Consider the following 16,539-nt stretch of genomic DNA (forward strand, 5'->3'; position numbering starts at 1 on the left):
CCCTCTCCCCAAGGGGAGAGGGGGCAATACCCCACGCGCGCTGTGTGGTGTCGTGTCTCCGGTCTTGTCCCCTCTCCCAGAGGGAGAGGGAGTAAGACCTCGCGTCGCGTTGTGTTGTGCCATGTCCCCGGTCCTGTCTCTTTCGAGAGGGGCAGAACCTGGCGCAGCGCTGAGCCTTCTGTCTTGTTCCCTCTCCCTCTGGGAGAGGGTCAGGGTGAGGGCATCGGCCTCACAACATCGCGCGGCCTTGATTGCCGCTCACCCTCACCCCAACCCTCTCCCCAAGGAGAGAGGGGGCAATACCCCACGCGCGCTGTGTGGTGTCGTGTCTCCGGTCTTGTCCCCTCTCCCTTTGGCAGAGGGCGTCATGCGCAAGGCAATGGCCTCATTAGTGGACAGATAAGTCTGAAATGATTTATCCTCCGCCCCATGGCAAGACCCAAAGCATTCGACCGCGAAACCGCCCTGGAGGGCGCCATCCCCGTGTTCTCCGATCTCGGCTACGACGGCACCTCCACCGAGGTGCTGCTCAACGCCATGGGCATCAGCCGCCAGAGCATGTACGACACCTTCGGCGACAAGCGCCGCCTCTACCTCGAAGCCCTGCAGCACTACGCGGCGGGCCATGTGGCCGAGCACCTGCGTGTGCTCAACAGCGCGCCTTCGCCGATGCGCGGCATCGAGGCGATGTTCGAGGCGATGGTCGTCAAGTCCACCCGCGCGGGTGAGCCGGGCTGCCTGGGCATTGGCGCGATCTGCGAATTCGGCCGCTCCGATGACGAGGTCTCGCTGCTGACCGACACCGCCGGGCGCACGCTGCAGGTGGCGCTGGAGCGCCGCGTGGCCGAGGCCAAGGCGGCGGGCGAAGCCGGTGCCGACGTGGACGTGCGCACCGCCGCGCAGTTTCTTGGCGCCACCTTGTCGGGTTTGAAGATTTCCGCGCGGGGAGGGGCTTCGGCCGACGTCCTGCGCGGGGTCGCCCGCCTGGCCATTCGAAGTCTGCGGTAACCGCCGCAGGCCATTCACGCAGCGCCCGCCCGGGCGCATTTTTTGGCTCTATTCTGGATCGATTGATCCAATAAAAAGGAAGTACATCGTGTCGAACACTCTCTCGAGCAAGGTGGCCTTGGTCACCGGCGGATCGCGCGGCATCGGCGCGGCCATCGTGCGGCGACTCGCACGCGACGGCGCGGCCGTGGCCTTCACCTATTCGGCTTCGGCCGACAAGGCGCAGGCGCTGGTGAAGGACATTGCAGCCGCGGGCGGCAAGGCGCTGGCCATCCAGGCCGACAGCGCCGACGCCGGCGCGGTGCAGCAGGCCGTGGCGCAGACCGCCGAGACCTTCGGGCGCCTCGACATCCTGGTCAACAACGCCGGTGTGCTGACGCACGGCACGGTCGACGACTTCGCCATTGCCGACTTCGACCGCATGGTCGCCGTCAACGTGCGCGCGGTTTTCGTCGGCACGCAGGCCGCGGTGCGGCACATGGGCCAGGGCGGGCGCGTGATCAACATCGGCAGCGTGAGCGCGGAGCGCGCCGGGCTCGCGGGCGCGGCGGTGTACAGCATGACCAAGGGCGCGGTCGCCTCGCTCACCAAGGGGCTGGCGCGCGACCTTGGTGCGCGCGGCATCACGGTGAACGCGGTGCAGCCCGGCCCGACCGAGACCGACATGGCCGCCGAGGAATACCGCGACTGGCTGCGCACGCTGATGGCGCTGGGCCGCATGGGCCAGGACAGCGAGATCGCCAACATGGTGGCGTTTCTCGCGGGGCCCGAGTCGAGCTTCGTGACGGGCGCGGCGCTGACGGTGGACGGCGGCTATCTGGCCTGACCGGGCCTGACCGGGCCGGGCAGGGCGCCTACGAGTGCCCGTCCACCCGCATCTGGAACAGGAAGTACGGCGGTATGCACGCGCCGTGCCCTTCGGGCTGGCCGTCGGCCTGCGCGCAGATGTAGTCGTCGCGGCAGGCCTGCCCGGCCGAGCAGCTGCGCAGGTTGCCGGGGCGCGAATGCCTGGCCAGGCATTCGCCGAAGGGTTTCTTTGCGGCAAGGCAGCTGTTGAAGTCGCTCAGGATGGCGATGCCGCCGCAGGTGCCGTTCTTGTCGGCGGGGTCGCAGGGCCCCGAGCACATGCCGCCCGGGAACCCGACCGACGTGGTCTCGCACACCGAGGCCGCGCCTTCGCAGGCGATGCGCGGCTGCTTCTGCGCGCGGTCCAGCCACGGGTTGGCCGACTGCGTGATGCGCGTGGGTTCGCAGCGCGCGCCGACCGTGGCTTTGCCGGGCGCGGCGTCGGGCTCGTCGGGTTCGCCGGGTTCGGCCAGCGGGCGGAACGGATCGGGCCGCGGCGTCGAGAGCGCGGCGCGCACATAGATGGCGCGGCGCGCCAGCTCGTCCTGCACATGCGGTGAATGCGGCACCGCGAGCGCGTTGCCCGTGGTGAAGGTGCGCGAGGCGCCGCGCCGGTCGACGCCCAGCAGGTGAAAGCCCGCGACGGCACGGCTCTGGTGGCAGCCCGCGCAGCTCAGGTCGTCCAGGCGGCGCAGCACGGCCTGCGGCGATGCCAGCGTGCGGCTGCCTTCCACGGCCTTCCATTCACCGGGCGCGAAAACTTGCGCGAAGGGCTGGTTGGCGAGCCGCTCGAGCCCGCGCGGCGCGACAGAGATGGATTCGGTCGCCAGGAACTTCTCGGGGATCTGCAAGGTGGCTTCGTCCAGCGCCCGCAGGTTGGCGGGCTGCTGCAGCCACTGCTGCAGCTCCTTGCGCAGCGGTGCATCGGCCTTGAGCTTCGCGACGTCGGGCGTGTTTTCCAGCGGACCCACGTCGAAGCTCTTTGCGCTCGCGTTCCAGCGGAAGGCGCGCAGCATGTATTCGGCATGGCCGCCCAGGTCGGGCCGCACGGCGGACGGCCAGCGCACGCTTTGCAGGTTGGTCGTGACCTGAGAGATGCGGGCGGGCGCAAGGCGTTGGGGCGCGAGCGGTCCGTCGGCCGATACCAGCCAGCGGCCGGTCGCTTCGTCGCTCATCGAGGCCTGCGGCGGCTGCCAGCGTTTCGCGGCTTCGGCGCAACTTCCGTTGGCATTAGGCGCATCGCCGCGCAACTCGACGTTCACCGTCATGGGCAGGCGCGACTGCATCGCTGGTGTGCGGTAGGCCAGCCGATAAACCAGCCGCGTTTCTCCGCAGGCGCCGTCCTTCTCCTGGAACGGCCGGCGGTCCATGCGGTTGGCCACGCCCACCAGTTCGAAGTAGGCGTCGGGGCTCGCGAGCCAGCGCGCGTCGAACAGGCGGTGCGGGTACTTCGAGATGCCGACGCCGGCCTGCTTGTCGCGCCGCTGGATGCCGGCAAGGCTCGCGCCGATCGGCTCGGTGACGGCGCGCCATGCTGGCGAGCGCATCAACGCCTGATTGGTCGCGATGCCGTCGGCGCCCGGCGTCTCGCCGAACCAGCGCGCGAAACCCGCGCCGGATTTTTCCGCGGCCTGCAAGGCGGCGGGCGAGGTGACGAGGAGCACCGGCGCGGGCGCAGTCGTGGCGGTGGTCGTGGCCGTGGCAGCGAGGGCGAACGCCAGCGCAAGACCGGCGGGCAGGCAGTGTTTGAAAAAATGCACGCGGACGATTGTGCCGCGCGCTCAGGCGTTTGCCCCAGGCTGCGAGGGCAGATGATCAGTCGGTGACCAGCGCCGCGTCGACCACGCGCACGCGGTGGTCGATGTAGTAGCCGCCGAACTCGGTGTAGCGCAACACGAGCCGTGTGCATGACGTGCAGCGGTACACGTCGCAGCGGTTGAAGGGGAAGTGCAGCACCGAGAGGGGCGCCTCGGGCGAATCGTAGCGCGTGCCCTTGGGGTGCGATTCTTCGAAAGTGGGCTCGTACAGCTCGGGGTCGCGCAGCGTGCCGACCTGCTGCATCAATGCGGCGGGCCAGCGCTCTTCGGTGATGCTTTCCCATGCGGTGGCGCCTTGAAGGCGGCACGGGCACGGTGACGCCGAAGGCGCCGATGCCTGCGCGAGTTGCCGCAGCGTGGCGGCGTCGAGCAGGAGGGGAGAGGGCGTGTTCATGCCCCGAGTCTGCTTCAACGGCGTGGCGAAATGTTCAGCTGCTTGCAGAATTCGTAGAAGGCCTCGAGCTGCAGCGACTTGTCGAACACCGCGTCCACACCCGCGGACAGCGCGCCTTCGCGCACCTCGGAACTCGCATAGTTCATGAGCACCACCGTGCGCTGGGCCGGCGACTTGTGCTCCTTCAGGTACTGCGCCACCGTCAGCCCGTTGCCTTCGGCCAGGAAGATGTCGATGACCGCGGCGTCCCAGCCCTCGGGGTTGTCCTTGAGCCAGTGGATGGCGTCGTCGGACGTCGTCGCGTTGCCGATGACATCGCATTCGCAAAAGTGTTGCAACCCGTCGGTCAGCGTGTCGGCGATCAGGGGGTTGTCTTCTATCAGGTAGATGCGGGTCATTGGCAGGGCCGGAAAAGCGCTCGTTCTCGTCGTTGTGGCTCGGCTTGTCTCGGGCCGAGGCGGTCATTTTCTCTGCGCAGGGGTGGTGCCGAGTCGGACAACGCCGCCATCTGGCGTAGATCCCTGCGCGTGGAGAGCCTCGGGCGATGCAAGGTCGCGGTTTGTCTGGAAAAATGGAAATCAATGACAACCGAACCAGCTTCATCCGCAGAACAACAAAGAAAACTCAGGGTGCTCCTTGTAGAGGACGACGCCGACACGCTGGCCGCCACGCTGCGTCTGCTCGAGGCCATGGGGCACTGGGCCACCGGCGTGCGCAGCGCCGAGGCGGCCATTGCGCGCTTCTTCGAAGGGGCTTTCGACGTAGTGATGGTGGACATCGGCCTGCCGGCGCTCTCGGGCCGCGACTTTGCCGAGCGGCTGCTGCGCGACCACCGCGTGCCGGTGGTCTTCGTGACGGGGCAGGCCGAGCCCGCCCAGACCCTGCCGGGCACCGCGTGGCTGCGCAAGCCCTACACGCTCGAACAGCTGGCGGCGGTGCTGGAAAGTTCGACGGCGCCTTAGGTCCGCAAGCCTCGTAGGCCCTTACGGCCCCTGAGCCCTGGGCCTTGGGCCTTGGGCGCGCGCATCACTGGCGTACAAGACCGCGCGGCGGGGTGGCCGTATCGTGCGGCGGTCTTCCACTTGCACACCTGCGATGCCGCTCTCTTTCACGCCCCCTTTCACTTCGTCCGGCCGCAGCGCGCTGGTGCAGGCGCCGCCATGGCACTACGCCGGCTGGCTGGTCAATGTTGCCTTCGCGTTCGATGCCGCGCGCGGCGCCACGCTGGTGCCGCTGGAACTCGGCGAGGCCACCGGCCAGGGCTGCGTGCACTTCGCCGATTGGCAGGCCTGCGGCGACGACGGCCATGAACTGCTCGACCCCGTGTACGCGCAGTACCGCGAGACCATCGTGGTGCTCGAGATCGATGCAAAAGAAGGCGAGGGCGCGCGCTTCTATTGCCCGCTGATCTACGTCGACCAGGACATCTCGATGCTGCGCGGCTGGCTGCAGGGCTGGCCCAAGAAGATAGGGCAGACCTGGGTCACGCGCAGCCTGCCGCTGATTCACCCGGCCGCCGCGCCGCTGTCCGCGGGCAGCCGGCTGGGCGCGAGCCTCAGCGTGAAGGAGCGCCGGCTGGTCGATGCCCGCGTCACGCTGACGGGCGAGAAGGCCGGGCGGCTGGGGTTTCTTTCGGCACCGACCATCGGCGCCGTCGGCTGGCCCGACCTCACGCAGCCTGAACGCGCGGCGGTGCCGCGCTACCTGCGCGCCGACATCATCGACCGCGTCGAGTCGGGCTGGACGGCCGGTAGCGCGAGCCTGCAGTTCCATGCGCACCCGGTCGAGGAACTGGCGCTGCTCGGCGAGGTGCGGGCCACGACCGCCAGCGCGGGGTGGATGGGCATCACCGTGCGCGGTGCGCTTGCTGCGTGAGCTGCAAGGCCTGCATGCCGCTACCCTTCGCGGAATGAAGCCGCCCGCCACCTCCCATGTGATCAGCCTGTGCATGGACGATGGCGCGCAGGTCGAGGCCATGTTCGCGGGCGACCCCAAGGCGCACTTCGACCTGCACTGGCACGCCGAGTGGAGCGTGGGCGCGATCCTGGAGGGGCGCTGCGAATTCACCTGCGCGGGCGAGCGGCAGGTGGCCGAAGCCGGCGACCTGGTGCTGATGGCCCCCTGCATGCTGCACACCGCCGGCGTGAGTGCGCAGGGCTTTCGCATGGTGATGCTGTATGTGCCGCATGCGTGGGTGGCTGCGCAACTCGGGTGGCCCGTTGCGCAGCGGGGCGAGTTGCGCCGGGGTGTCTGGAAGGACGACTTCACGGCGCGCGCATTGGCGCAGGCCGCGCTGTCGGAAGACGGGGGTGAGGTCGGGCGATTGCTTGCGCAGGTTCTTCGCGCGCAGACCGGCGACGCGCTGGTCGCCGTCGAACGGCAGATGGCCGACGCCCGCGTCGAAGCGGTCTGCCAGGCCCTTGCCACGGAAGATGCTTGCCGCATCGACCCGGGCGCGCTGGCCCAGCGGCTGGGCGTGTCGCGCGAGCACTTTCACCGGTTGTTCCGCGTCGCTGTCGGCATGACGCCCGCGCACTACGCCCGGCTGGCGCGCATCGGTCGCGCCAAGGTGTTGCTGCGCGAAGGCCAGACGGCGGCCGAGGTGGCGGTGCAGTGCGGCTTCACGGACCAGGCGCATTTTTCGCGGTGGTTCCGGCGCTGCTTTGGGGTGACGCCGGGGAATTACAGGGCTGTGCGGCAGCGTCCGGAAAGGGCTGAGTGAGAAACTCGGCGGCTTGCTAGCCTAATCTTCAGCCTTGGCCTGAACCCCAAATACGTCCACGGGAAACCGAGTTGCGGAAGAGAAGGCCATCTCCGTAGCGCCCATGATGGATTGGACGGGGGTTTCCAAAAAAATCCAATTAAGTCAGATACTTAGGGCCATGTTTTGCCGATCATGTGGCGGTAATGTGGCAAGCGTCGTCCAGTCGCTATTCCTTCACTAGGAGTTTCGATGCGGACGTTACTGCATCCTGCCGCTCAGTTTGTCGAGCGAGAATTTGCGCTCATCGGGCGAGTACGGCTTTAAACCAAAGTGCATTTGGCCGGCCTCGGCTAAGAGGCACCCGATAAGTGGCGAGAAAGGCCGGCATGCACTGCACGCCAAAAGGTCTCTGAGTCGAAGGGTGCGCGATCGTATGGGAAACGCTCTTCGGGCATGTCCTTGCCCAAAACTAATGGTGCATCTTTGGCGAAATCACTCAAGGCAACAAGTGTGATTGCGCTTTTCCCGAAATCAACCTGACTTTGATGAAAAACACCTCTTTCTACCGTGTAGGTTTCACTTTTACTACGAGAAATATCATTCGTGTGAAGGATTGAAACTTTTCGATCTGTTTTTGCTATTTCAGAGTTTTCGTCGTTATAGGATACGCTGTAAACTGAATAATCTTCTCCAGCCGTTGTAGTATATTGAATGTCACGGATCGTCCCCTCCAGTACCAAGCTAGATAAATGGTATGTATGGGTGTGGATTGGCCAGTCGGGATTTTTCGTTCGTCTTTCGCTTTCCGGCCAGTAGTGAATTCTCAAATTAAGTTTGCCGACATTATTTAGGATTAGGCACGAAGAGAACCCAAGTGGATGCCACAGCGGCTTGCATTCTCGTTGTAGTACATCAAAGTTTTCTGTCAAGTAAGTAAGCTGGCTGGCGACGTCAATTTTCATAAGGATTCCTTGACTTCTTACAGCCTTCCAAAATTGCCCCGGGCTTGAGACGCTTACACAGCGCAACCATATCGGCTTGAGTAAGAACACTGATAACGTCAGCTTCGTTCATTTCTGCCAACTGAATTCCGTGTCTCATACCTCCGAGGTCAAGGGGGTCGGCTTGATCTCTTGCAGTCTTCATTTGCAATTCAAAATGCTTTGCAGTGAAGTGATCTTTTGTGATTTTTAGTGCAGGGCTGCGGCGATCCTCAACAGTAAGAATCATCGCATGATCGTTTGAATCGATCCGAATTGGATCAAACGCTTTACTTAGGTAAATATCGATTTGCATCCCGGTGTTCGCGGCGTACCAGGCGGCAATCACGATTGTAATTAGTACTTCAATCGCGACTGTATCGGCGTCATACTGAGTACCCTTGTCAATGCCGTTAATGCTGCCACGATAAACTGCATGCTTTTTACACAATTCGCCATCTCTAGGGTCGATCAAGCATGTGGTGATGTGTACGTTTTGTTTATGGGCGAGTGCGGGAAGTACCCTGCCGCGTAAATATCTCCCAAAGTTCCCTTTGTATCGCCAGCGTCCCGCATTTGCCAGGAGTTTGTCAAATTCACTGGTTATCTTCTGTGCTGGGATTTCTTCGATTTCGCCTTTATCCTCACTTGGAATAAATGACAATATTAAGAAGAATGTGAAAATCGCGGTAATCAATGCCGACGAAATTGACTTTATTTGATCCAGTCCGATGTCAATAAGAGGCTGATTGAAAAAAAAGTGCGCAATAACTAAAAAGATGGCGTAAATTGCTACGATAAGGGCAAGAAATGTCCTTTTATGATGGCGCGCAAGTTTGAATATTTTTTCAATGTCCAATCAACGTTCCTCGATTCCTATATGTTTTAACGCAGGTCAGCAGTAGCCGGCTTCTGACTGTAACTGTTTGTGGCGTACTGACAAGCGAGAAGACCAGGATGGGTCGGGCGGTTGTGCATGGCGTCAGTTTTCGGTCTGAGCGCCCTTGTCCTTGAAAGGTAAACAGCCCGCGTATTGCGGGCTGTTTTCATCTACTGCGTAGTTGCTCTAGCTCTTTGCGGGCTGCTTGCTGGCGGCCGTCAAGATACTCTGCAAGGTCTTGGATACCTACTCCCTTCGGCGACTTCTGGCTGCTGGGGTCTGTGCGGACGAGGGGCAACATGATCTCTCCTCTAGCGCATTTCGCTGCAAGCTTTCTAACGTCTAGATGATTGAAGAAATCGCGCTGTACCCATTCCAACGGAATAACGGACCTGGCGTCGTATTGCGCCATTAGGAGAAAGAGTGTCTTCACAATCCGTCCACCTTGTTGAGCTGCGCCGTGATGTCATCGCTCGTCGTGAAGGTGAGCAACTGGCGCGAGGCGATGAGCGGGCCAAAAAGGGCCGCGGGAGTGCGACGGTTGTTGCGCTTCATGGTGCCGTCTTCGGGGTGCGCGCGATGAAGCGTGCGGTGGCCACGGCACGCTTCGCCTGCAGCTCAAGGAAGCGATTGCGAAACTGCTCTCGCCAGTCCTTCCACGTCGCCTCTTCACGCTCCTGGGTATTGAGCTGAATCCAATTGACAGGCGCGATGGGATTTGCGGAGTCGTCTCCCAGTGCGGGCCACGGGAGGTGCCGCGCTTGGTCATAGGCGGTGAGGTCGCGTCTCGCCGTCGCGAGCGCCTGCATATCGATTGTGCGAAGTAGCTGCTTGTGGCCGGCGAAGATAGTCAAGAGCTTAAAGTGCTCGCGCACGTTGTGCGCGTGCTCAGCCTCGAATGCCGTCCATGCGGCCACGCCTAACGTCATGCTGTAGGCGTTCACGGCTCGCTTGGCAGGGCTGATGAGGTCGTTGGTGTATGCCTCGTGAGCGTCGTCCATAAGCGCAGCCATTTGCACGAACACCGACGCGCCTGCGCGGTGCGCGATGTCGCAGCAGAGCAGGCTGTGCTCTGCGACGCTGTACGGGCGAACGGTGGCTCCGTTGAACTGATTAATGACGGCGAGGTGATGGGCCACATCGCGGATGTGGACGGGGCGGCCGCAAGGGGCGACGGCGGTCGGGCCGGCGAGGTGGTACTCGGCGCCAGTGCTGGCGATCATCCAAGTCATGCGCGCACCTCGTGTGAGGTGTGGTTGTTGCGGGAGCGAAGGGCGACGCGGTGTTCGTTGAATACACGCTTGAACGCGCCGCCGGCGGGATCGTCGAACGGGTAGGGGCAGGCAAAGCTCAACGAGTGGCCTTTCTCTGCCGCCTCCTTTGCTTCGCGCTCAATGCATGCGAGGGACACGATGGGGAAGTCCATAAGTTCTCTGGTGATGGGATTAGGCGGGCTGCTCCGTGCTGATGGCACGTGCGGGCAGCAGCTCGCATGAAGCGATGGCGGCGTGTGTTTCCGGGGACATTGCGCCAGGCATCGCGCGGGGGTTGGTGAGCACCAGACGCAGCGCGTCGCCGGCTTTGAGCGTGCTGTGTTGCGCGCGCCACGCCGCGGCGGCAGGTCCAACCCAACGCGTCACGTAGATCTCGACGGCGCGCGGTCCTTGGTTGTCAATGAGGCGCATCTTCAGGACGAACTCGCCGGCGTCAGACTTGTGTTCGCTCACTGCTGGGCGCCCCGGGCGGTCTTTGCCGACGAAGAAGGTGCCGGTGGTGGTCGTCGTCATGGCCTCACACCTCGCTGCTCGGCGCGAATGCGCTTGAAGGTCTTGCGGATACCTTCAGCAATGACGACATCGAAGAGGTGACGGTGCGCAAGGCGAAGCGCGTCGGCTACACGAAGACGCTGCTCGCCTTCATCGCCTACAACGCGGCGCACCGACGGCGCACCGACGGCGCATCGACGGCGCACCGACGGCGCATCGACGGCGCACCGACGGCGCATCGACGGCGCACCGACGGCGCATCGACGGCGCACCGACGGCGCAAGCAAGCGCTGTGGATGCCGACCGACGACGACCGCGACAGCTTTGTGAAGTCCGAAATCGAGCCCATGCTGCGCGACGTGACCGCGCTTAAGGCCGTGACGGTCCCGGGCAAGGAAGACACGATGAAGCTGAAGAGCTTCTTCGGGTCGGTCCTGCACCTGCTCGGCGGCAAGGCAGCACGAGCCTATCGCCGCATCACAGTGGCCGTCGCGATCCTCGACGAAGCCTCTGCCTTCGATGCCAAGATTGAGAAGTCCTCGGACCCGATCACGCTCGCGCGCGGTCGCCTCGAAGGCGCGCCGTTCCCGAAGCTGGTCGCAGGCAGCACCGTGCGCATCAATGACTTCGATCACATCGAGTACCGCGAGAAGAACGCCGACGTGCGCATGCGATACAACGTGGTGTGCCCGCATTGCGATGCCGAGCACCCGCTGCTGTGGGGCGGCAAGAAGGTGCGCCACGGCTTCAAGTGGGACGGCTACGACCATGACACCGTGCGCCACGCTGCCCGCATTGCCATGAGTCGATCACGCAGGCCGACTATCTGCGAATCTGGGACACGGGCGCAATGTGGGTCAGCGAGTGCGGCCGGTATCGCTACGACCATGACCTGCACGTCTGGACGGACGCGCAGGGCGTCGTCATCCGCGCGCCGCGGCATGTGGCCTTCGTCGAGATGTGGAGCGGCTACAGCCTCCAGCGCGCATGGTCCGACATCGTTCGCGAGTTCCTCGAAGCCACGACGAAAGCCAAGGCCGGCGACACGGCACCGCTCGAAGGCTTCATCAATGAGACATTGGCACAGTATTGGGAGGCCGTAGTCGAGCGCGCCGACGAGCACGCGCTCTCCCGCCGCGCCGAGGCCTATCGCCGCTTCACTGTGCCGTATGGCGGCCTCGTGCTGGTCACCGGCGTGGACGTGCAGGACAACCGCTTCGAGGTCGTGACCTGGGCCGTTGGACGCGGCGAGGAAATGTGGTGCATCGACTACAGCGTCATCTACGCCAACCCGGCCGATGAACGGGAGTGGGCCCAGCTCGATGCGTACCGCCAAACGATCTTTCAGCACGCCAGCGGGCAGGCGATGAAGATTGAAGCCATGGCCGTGGACACCGGCGGCCACTTCACGCACCAGGCCTACAACTACTGCCGACAGCGCGAACGTGAGCGCGTGTTCGCCGTGCGTGGCGACCCGCAGCCCAGCAAGATGGTGAAGAGCAAGGCCACCGTGCAGGACGTGAACTGGGGCGGCAAGATCATCAAGAAGGGCGTGCGCCTGTGGTACGTCGGCACCGACACGGCAAAGGACTTGATCTATGGCCGTCTGTGCGTCGAGAAGCCGGGGGCCGGCTACGTGCACTTCAGCAAAGACTTGCCGCACGAGTTCTACACGCAGTTGACGGCCGAGGCGCGTGTGCCGCTGCGCGTGGCCGGCGGCGAGGCCTATCGCTGGATCAAGGCGCCTGGCGCGCGCAATGAAGTGTTGGACTGCACCGTCTATGCAGTCTTCTGCACACACATGCTCGGCCTGCACCTCTACACCGGGAAGATGTGGCAGCGCTTGGAGTCCATCGTGCAGCCGCCGAACGGCGACCTGTTCGCGGGAGGCCAATAGCAAGGGGTACCGCCTGCCGATATTTCACGCGAAACGCAGGTGCCCGAGAGCGCGCCGGGAAATGTTCCACGCGAAACGCAATCGCTCGAAACCGCGCCAGTCGATGTTTCACGCGAAACGCATCCGAGCAAGCCGGCGTCCACGCCGGCGGCCGTCGAGCAGCCGACGCCAACACCGGCAGCGCGTCCACAGTCCGCTCCCACACCTGTGAAGCCGGCGCCTGCGCGCCGAACCATTCAACGCCCGTCACGACAATCCTTTTCCCCCAGATCATGGTGAACAATGCGAACAGAAACGACATCGTCCTCGACATCATCGGCCGACTGCAGGAAGCGCTCACCGCCGCAAGGGGGGAGCTAACGCCCGAACTTCTCAAGGGCGTGGAGACCAGCGTTCGAGCCGATTGGGGCGGGGACCGCGTGTTCATCGCGAAACGCAGCGGTGAAGGTCATAACAATCGCAATAGCCGTATCTTCCGAGACTACCTTGCTGGCGAACGGGTGAAGCTGCTTTCGCGACGGTACGAACTTTCCGAACGTCAGGTGCTTCGAATCATTAAAGCGCCTCGTCCGACCTCGCAGTGAGCCCTGCCGATGGAAACCCACATAGTGTCGTTACTGATGCGGCAACCGTTTGTCAGGATCCACGATTGCTGAGAAAACGGTCTCTATGCCGAGCCGGTCCATGAACATGCGTCTTCGCACCGCCAAGTTCAAATACTGAAGAAGCCCAGTCGCGGTCGTCGTATTCCGTTTCGTACATGTACATGCGCTGAAAAACTAATAGCTGCAATGGGCCCATTACGCAAGGGTTGTCTTTCTCGTCTTTAACAAGTCGATTGATTTCAAGTCGAGGCAGTCGCTGAGGGCTTTGTAGTTTCTGGGCAATACGGATCAACTTGAATGCTTGAGTTGGATTCGCTTTGACTACTTCTTCAACATGTCCGATTAACGCGTCCGATCGGAGGTGGCTGCCAGCAACATTTATGAATCCTGCTCCAATTGCCCTGAGCAACATTCCTATGGAAAGCCGAGTCATTTGTTCTGCCTGGTCGTCTGAAACAGCAGCCGTTCGTTTGATTTTTAAGGATATTGAGCGAATTAGTTCCTCACTGTCCTCATCAAAGAACGAATAAAATTCCCGTACAGCGCGCATCGCGCCAGTAAATATCTGGCTTACGGCGTCGACCTTAATGGCTTTTGGATAATTGGAATACTGATGCGTGAGCAGCGCTCCGGCGATCTCGATCGATTTTGTTAAGCCGACCATATTCTCAAATAAGCTTTTTTTTGTGGATGGTTGGTCTACCAAGCCATCGCCATGTTCTTCTCTATCTTTTCTTTGCGCAATTTCTTTTCGATATTCGCTTGGCTTTTGAGTTCTATGCTTGAACTGGGGGGCGTAAGCTATCAGGCGTCCAACTGCTTGCGCATCCTCTCTTGCGAGTGTTACTGGATTCCGATGCTGAAAATAGTCTTTTAGCGCAGATATGATGTGATCAAGAACTTCACTATTGCCACTGTGATGTGCCAAAAACAGAAGCGTATTTGCGCACTCTCTCACATATAGGTTTTCAACACAATATTTCAAATACTCACGAACCCCTGGGCGCTCGAGTGAAATGCTTGCGTACCGGCCCAAAAAATAATAGTACGAGTATGGATATGTAAATGAAATTCCGTCCGAGTCGCTGTCAATTAGTCGTGATGCCACTAAGACCTTTTCAAGCTCCACGGGATCGGTCTCTGTCCATTCATCCGAGTAGATTCGTACAAATTCCGTAAACTCGGAGCGACTGATGTGATGATTTAAGCCTTTGGTCTTTATGAACCAACTTAAATGAGTGCACGCTGCTATGTAAGCTGCTATGCCATCGGCCTTTACGCCACCTTTTGTCAATGCTCCGACAACCAGAAAATAGTAGTAGTGCGCAAAAGACGAATTGTGTAAATCTTTGCTCATCCCAGCTGCTGCAGCTTGAAGCAAGGAAAGTACATAGATGGGTACGGCGGGAGCTACGTGCTGTAGCTGGGCATTTTCAATTAGGGATTCCGCATCATCAATAAGCTTCAAAAGTTGATTCGGGCTTTGCGTCTCGTCAGATCCAATCGACATCCAACGCCTTACCAGCTCACCCCTCCGCTCGTAACCAAAAGGGGAAATTTGATATTGATCGAACTCGCTGAACGTTTGTGAAACTCCGCCTAAAAACTCCGCGAGCTCAAAGTTCTCTCCTACTGTGACAATGGTGCGGCCGTAAGTGCTGCTGAGAGCTGTAAGAGCTTCGACTCGTGCTTCATCGTTCAATGGGCAAAGATCAAAATCATCTATCAGAAGGAGCTTAAGCTCTTTGGAAGATTGCTGAATTTTGGTTAAATTTGCTGCCCCGTATTGTTCAATAATTGCGGTATTTTCGGTTTTTTGAAGTTCGGATGTTGATTTTTTTCTAATGTCCTTCCCTTTTATTAGTAGGGGCAATAGACCATTCGAGTGGCACACTTCAAAAATCCGATACAAAAGGCATGTTTTGCCGGACGCTTCTGTGCCAGTTAAAAGGACATTTTTTTGTAACTTTTTCGCATCCAGAAGCAGTTTGCTGCTTAGCTTCAGGGGTCGATTTGCGACGGTTTTTTCGCGCTTGTCAGTGCGTGAGTCTAAGTCTGGAAAGACATAGATGTCGGATAGGCTCACGCCTATGCCGCTGGGATGAGCCAATGAGGCTCCTGGATCGGTTATAACTTCGCGGAATTTTTCCGTAAGCGCTAGATCTGGGAGTGCACGTTTCGGGAGTGCCCTAAGCAGGCTCCACTCTGGCTGAAGAGCACTGGCCTCATAAACCGAATCAGACAAACTGTAAGGCGTATAGCGAAAGCGATGCGTCGAAATGTCAATTTCTATGATGTTAAAACCGGACCGCTCCGCATTTTCTCGCGCTTGCAATACAGCGCCTTCAATAAATGCGCATTCTCCGCTATCGACGTCATCAGTTAAGCGTGCGCCGCTTTCATGTTCATGGCCTGTTAGTACGATGTCCCCGAGCGCAGTAATGAAACTTCGAAATTTGTGATAATTGACTTGACCGTACCAATTGAAAGGATGATGTAGGGCGACGACGCGCAGATCACAGTCGGTAGACCTAAAATCCTTGAACTTTTCATAGGGGAAAATTAGGCCCCCTTGTTTTTCATGTATGGTAGACATCCATGATGCATTTAGAAGATCTATAAAGATTTTCTTTCCGTTGATATCAAGTTCGTGCGTGTGCCACAGTGGATGAGTAAAGCGCGGCGCACTGGGCTGCAATGAATTTTTAAACGAAAAAAAGTTGACTTGTACGCCGGTTGCAATAGAAATAATGCTGTCAGGAATTTCGTTGGCGCGTTTTTGCAAAGTGGCCAGCAAAATTGTTCTTGCTTCTTGATCGCCGGAGAAATCACAGTCGTGGTTGCCGGGGCTCGCAAAAATAGCTATCGGTGTTTCGGTCTGTTGACGAATTTCTTTAACAAGTTCGCCAAAAAATTTCTCGGCAAGCGCATATTCATTTTTTTGTCCGGATTGGGAAATATCACCCGTGACAATGATGATGATTTGTTCTGCGCCCCGAAGGTGAGAATTTAGTGCTGCGGAGATGGACGGCGTTCGATTTAGAATGTGGTCGCTTTTTTCCTTAATATGGATATCAGTAAGGTGTAAAACAATTACGCTCATTCGGTATTCTCTTGGTATGTGCGGTCGCGCTTAACGTAGTCGATGAGTGGTACTAGCAGGCGTATTTCTAAACTCAGCGGGCGTACGGCTGGCTTGTAACATAAAGTTTTTGTTTGTCGCAACGCCTCGGCGACAGTTCGATGGCAAGCCATGGCGTAGTCGCTGAACGAAGTGACATGCAGCACCTTGTCGATGTCAGCATTGCACTTCCATAGTCCGGTCAACATTGACCAAAGGTCTGACCGTGACTATCGACATCTCCAACACCGAACCTATCTCCATCATCCCCGGCGATACCGTCAAGTGGGAATGAATCGCCCCGGATTTTGTGGAGGCTCAACACTCTGAGAGGATTGAGCCATGAAGAAGTCGAACAAGTTTTCACCTGAGGTGCGTGAGCGCGCGGTGAGGATGGTGCAGGAGCACCGTGGGGAGTACCCGTCGCTGTGGGCGGCGATCGAATCGATTGCACCGAAGATCGGCTGTGTGCCGCAGACGCTGAACGAATGGGTCAAGCGCGACGAGGTCGACAACGGCGT

At 60.0% G+C, this 16,539-nt stretch carries 18 protein-coding genes and 2 pseudogenes; 9 read left to right on the forward strand and 11 right to left on the reverse strand.

Features of this window, described 5'->3' with window-relative positions:
* Window positions 1-429: 429 nt before the first annotated feature.
* Both BM013_RS30855 and BM013_RS30860 read left to right on the forward strand, forming a co-directional pair.
* Window positions 430-1,008 (forward strand): TetR/AcrR family transcriptional regulator, encoded by a 579-nt coding sequence (locus BM013_RS30855; protein WP_093132229.1) that lies wholly within the window; start codon window positions 430-432, stop codon window positions 1,006-1,008.
* 88 nt (window positions 1,009-1,096) lie between these two features.
* On the forward strand, window positions 1,097-1,834 hold the full coding sequence (locus BM013_RS30860) for a 3-oxoacyl-ACP reductase family protein (RefSeq protein WP_093132231.1): 738 nt from the start codon (window positions 1,097-1,099) through the stop codon (window positions 1,832-1,834).
* A 28-nt stretch (window positions 1,835-1,862) separates the two neighbouring features.
* Here the strand turns inward: BM013_RS30860 and BM013_RS30865 are convergent, their stop codons facing one another.
* From BM013_RS30865 to BM013_RS30875, 3 genes are read right to left on the reverse strand one after another with little or no spacing between them, the layout of a single operon-like run.
* On the reverse strand, window positions 1,863-3,614 hold the full coding sequence (locus tag BM013_RS30865) for a hypothetical protein (protein WP_256221789.1): 1,752 nt from the start codon (window positions 3,612-3,614) through the stop codon (window positions 1,863-1,865).
* A gap of 55 nt (window positions 3,615-3,669) precedes the next feature.
* Window positions 3,670-4,065, reverse strand: coding sequence for a hypothetical protein (locus BM013_RS30870; protein ID WP_093132235.1), 396 nt, complete (start codon window positions 4,063-4,065; stop codon window positions 3,670-3,672).
* Between the two features lie 14 nt (window positions 4,066-4,079).
* Entirely contained in the window at window positions 4,080-4,463 is a 384-nt protein-coding gene (locus BM013_RS30875) for a response regulator (protein ID WP_093132237.1), read from the reverse strand.
* Between the two features lie 231 nt (window positions 4,464-4,694).
* Here BM013_RS30875 and BM013_RS30880 point away from each other — a divergent pair, with 231 nt between their 5' ends.
* From BM013_RS30880 to BM013_RS30890, 3 genes are all read left to right on the forward strand, one after another.
* Window positions 4,695-5,027, forward strand: coding sequence for a response regulator (locus BM013_RS30880; protein ID WP_177206559.1), 333 nt, complete (start codon window positions 4,695-4,697; stop codon window positions 5,025-5,027).
* A gap of 133 nt (window positions 5,028-5,160) precedes the next feature.
* Complete coding sequence (locus BM013_RS30885; RefSeq protein ID WP_093132241.1) at window positions 5,161-5,940, forward strand: acetoacetate decarboxylase family protein; 780 nt, start codon at window positions 5,161-5,163, stop codon at window positions 5,938-5,940.
* A gap of 34 nt (window positions 5,941-5,974) precedes the next feature.
* The gene (locus BM013_RS30890) at window positions 5,975-6,787 is read left to right on the forward strand and encodes a helix-turn-helix transcriptional regulator (RefSeq protein ID WP_177225623.1); all 813 of its coding nucleotides are present in this window, start codon (window positions 5,975-5,977) and stop codon (window positions 6,785-6,787) included.
* Window positions 6,788-7,119: 332 nt separating this feature from the next.
* Here BM013_RS30890 and BM013_RS40860 read toward each other — a convergent pair whose 3' ends face one another.
* From BM013_RS40860 to BM013_RS30910, 7 genes are all read right to left on the reverse strand, one after another.
* Window positions 7,120-7,731, reverse strand: a complete 612-nt coding sequence (locus tag BM013_RS40860; RefSeq protein ID WP_143098418.1) for a hypothetical protein — start codon at window positions 7,729-7,731, stop codon at window positions 7,120-7,122.
* Entirely contained in the window at window positions 7,721-8,608 is an 888-nt protein-coding gene (locus tag BM013_RS40865; RefSeq protein ID WP_143098419.1) for a hypothetical protein, read from the reverse strand. Before BM013_RS40865 ends, BM013_RS40860 begins: the two co-directional genes overlap by 11 nt.
* A 187-nt stretch (window positions 8,609-8,795) precedes the next feature.
* Window positions 8,796-9,062, reverse strand: a complete 267-nt coding sequence (locus BM013_RS30895; RefSeq protein WP_093132245.1) for a pyocin activator PrtN family protein — start codon at window positions 9,060-9,062, stop codon at window positions 8,796-8,798.
* Entirely contained in the window at window positions 9,059-9,184 is a 126-nt protein-coding gene (locus BM013_RS41970; protein WP_256221790.1) for a hypothetical protein, read from the reverse strand. The genes BM013_RS30895 and BM013_RS41970 overlap by 4 nt, the downstream gene beginning before the upstream one ends.
* The gene (locus BM013_RS30900; RefSeq protein WP_093132247.1) at window positions 9,181-9,861 is read right to left on the reverse strand and encodes a hypothetical protein; all 681 of its coding nucleotides are present in this window, start codon (window positions 9,859-9,861) and stop codon (window positions 9,181-9,183) included. The genes BM013_RS41970 and BM013_RS30900 overlap by 4 nt, the downstream gene beginning before the upstream one ends.
* Window positions 9,858-10,055 (reverse strand): hypothetical protein, encoded by a 198-nt coding sequence (locus BM013_RS30905; protein WP_093132249.1) that lies wholly within the window; start codon window positions 10,053-10,055, stop codon window positions 9,858-9,860. The genes BM013_RS30900 and BM013_RS30905 overlap by 4 nt, the downstream gene beginning before the upstream one ends.
* Before the next feature lie 19 nt (window positions 10,056-10,074).
* Window positions 10,075-10,416: a hypothetical protein gene (locus BM013_RS30910; RefSeq protein WP_093132251.1), complete on the reverse strand. Its 342-nt coding sequence runs from the start codon at window positions 10,414-10,416 to the stop codon at window positions 10,075-10,077.
* Window positions 10,417-10,691: 275 nt separating this feature from the next.
* On the opposite strand from BM013_RS30910, the pseudogene BM013_RS42270 reads away from it, so the two are divergent.
* The 3 genes and pseudogenes from BM013_RS42270 to BM013_RS30925 all read left to right on the forward strand — a co-directional run.
* Window positions 10,692-11,102, forward strand: a pseudogene (locus tag BM013_RS42270) (phage terminase large subunit family protein); the annotation flags it as partial.
* Window positions 11,103-11,245: 143 nt separating this feature from the next.
* Window positions 11,246-12,292, forward strand: a complete 1,047-nt coding sequence (locus BM013_RS41975) for a terminase gpA endonuclease subunit (protein ID WP_371281256.1) — start codon at window positions 11,246-11,248, stop codon at window positions 12,290-12,292.
* A 272-nt stretch (window positions 12,293-12,564) separates the two neighbouring features.
* Complete coding sequence (locus BM013_RS30925) at window positions 12,565-12,876, forward strand: Mor transcription activator family protein (protein ID WP_093132257.1); 312 nt, start codon at window positions 12,565-12,567, stop codon at window positions 12,874-12,876.
* Window positions 12,877-12,928: 52 nt separating this feature from the next.
* On the opposite strand, the gene BM013_RS30930 is transcribed toward BM013_RS30925, so the two are convergent.
* Window positions 12,929-16,000, reverse strand: coding sequence for an STAND family AAA ATPase (locus tag BM013_RS30930; protein ID WP_093132278.1), 3,072 nt, complete (start codon window positions 15,998-16,000; stop codon window positions 12,929-12,931).
* Window positions 16,001-16,360: 360 nt separating this feature from the next.
* On the opposite strand from BM013_RS30930, the pseudogene BM013_RS40870 reads away from it, so the two are divergent.
* Window positions 16,361-16,539 (forward strand): annotated as a pseudogene (locus BM013_RS40870) (IS3 family transposase); the annotation flags it as partial.

The organism is Variovorax sp. OK605 (assembly GCF_900115445.1).
Classification (GTDB): Bacteria; Pseudomonadota; Gammaproteobacteria; order Burkholderiales; family Burkholderiaceae_C; genus Variovorax.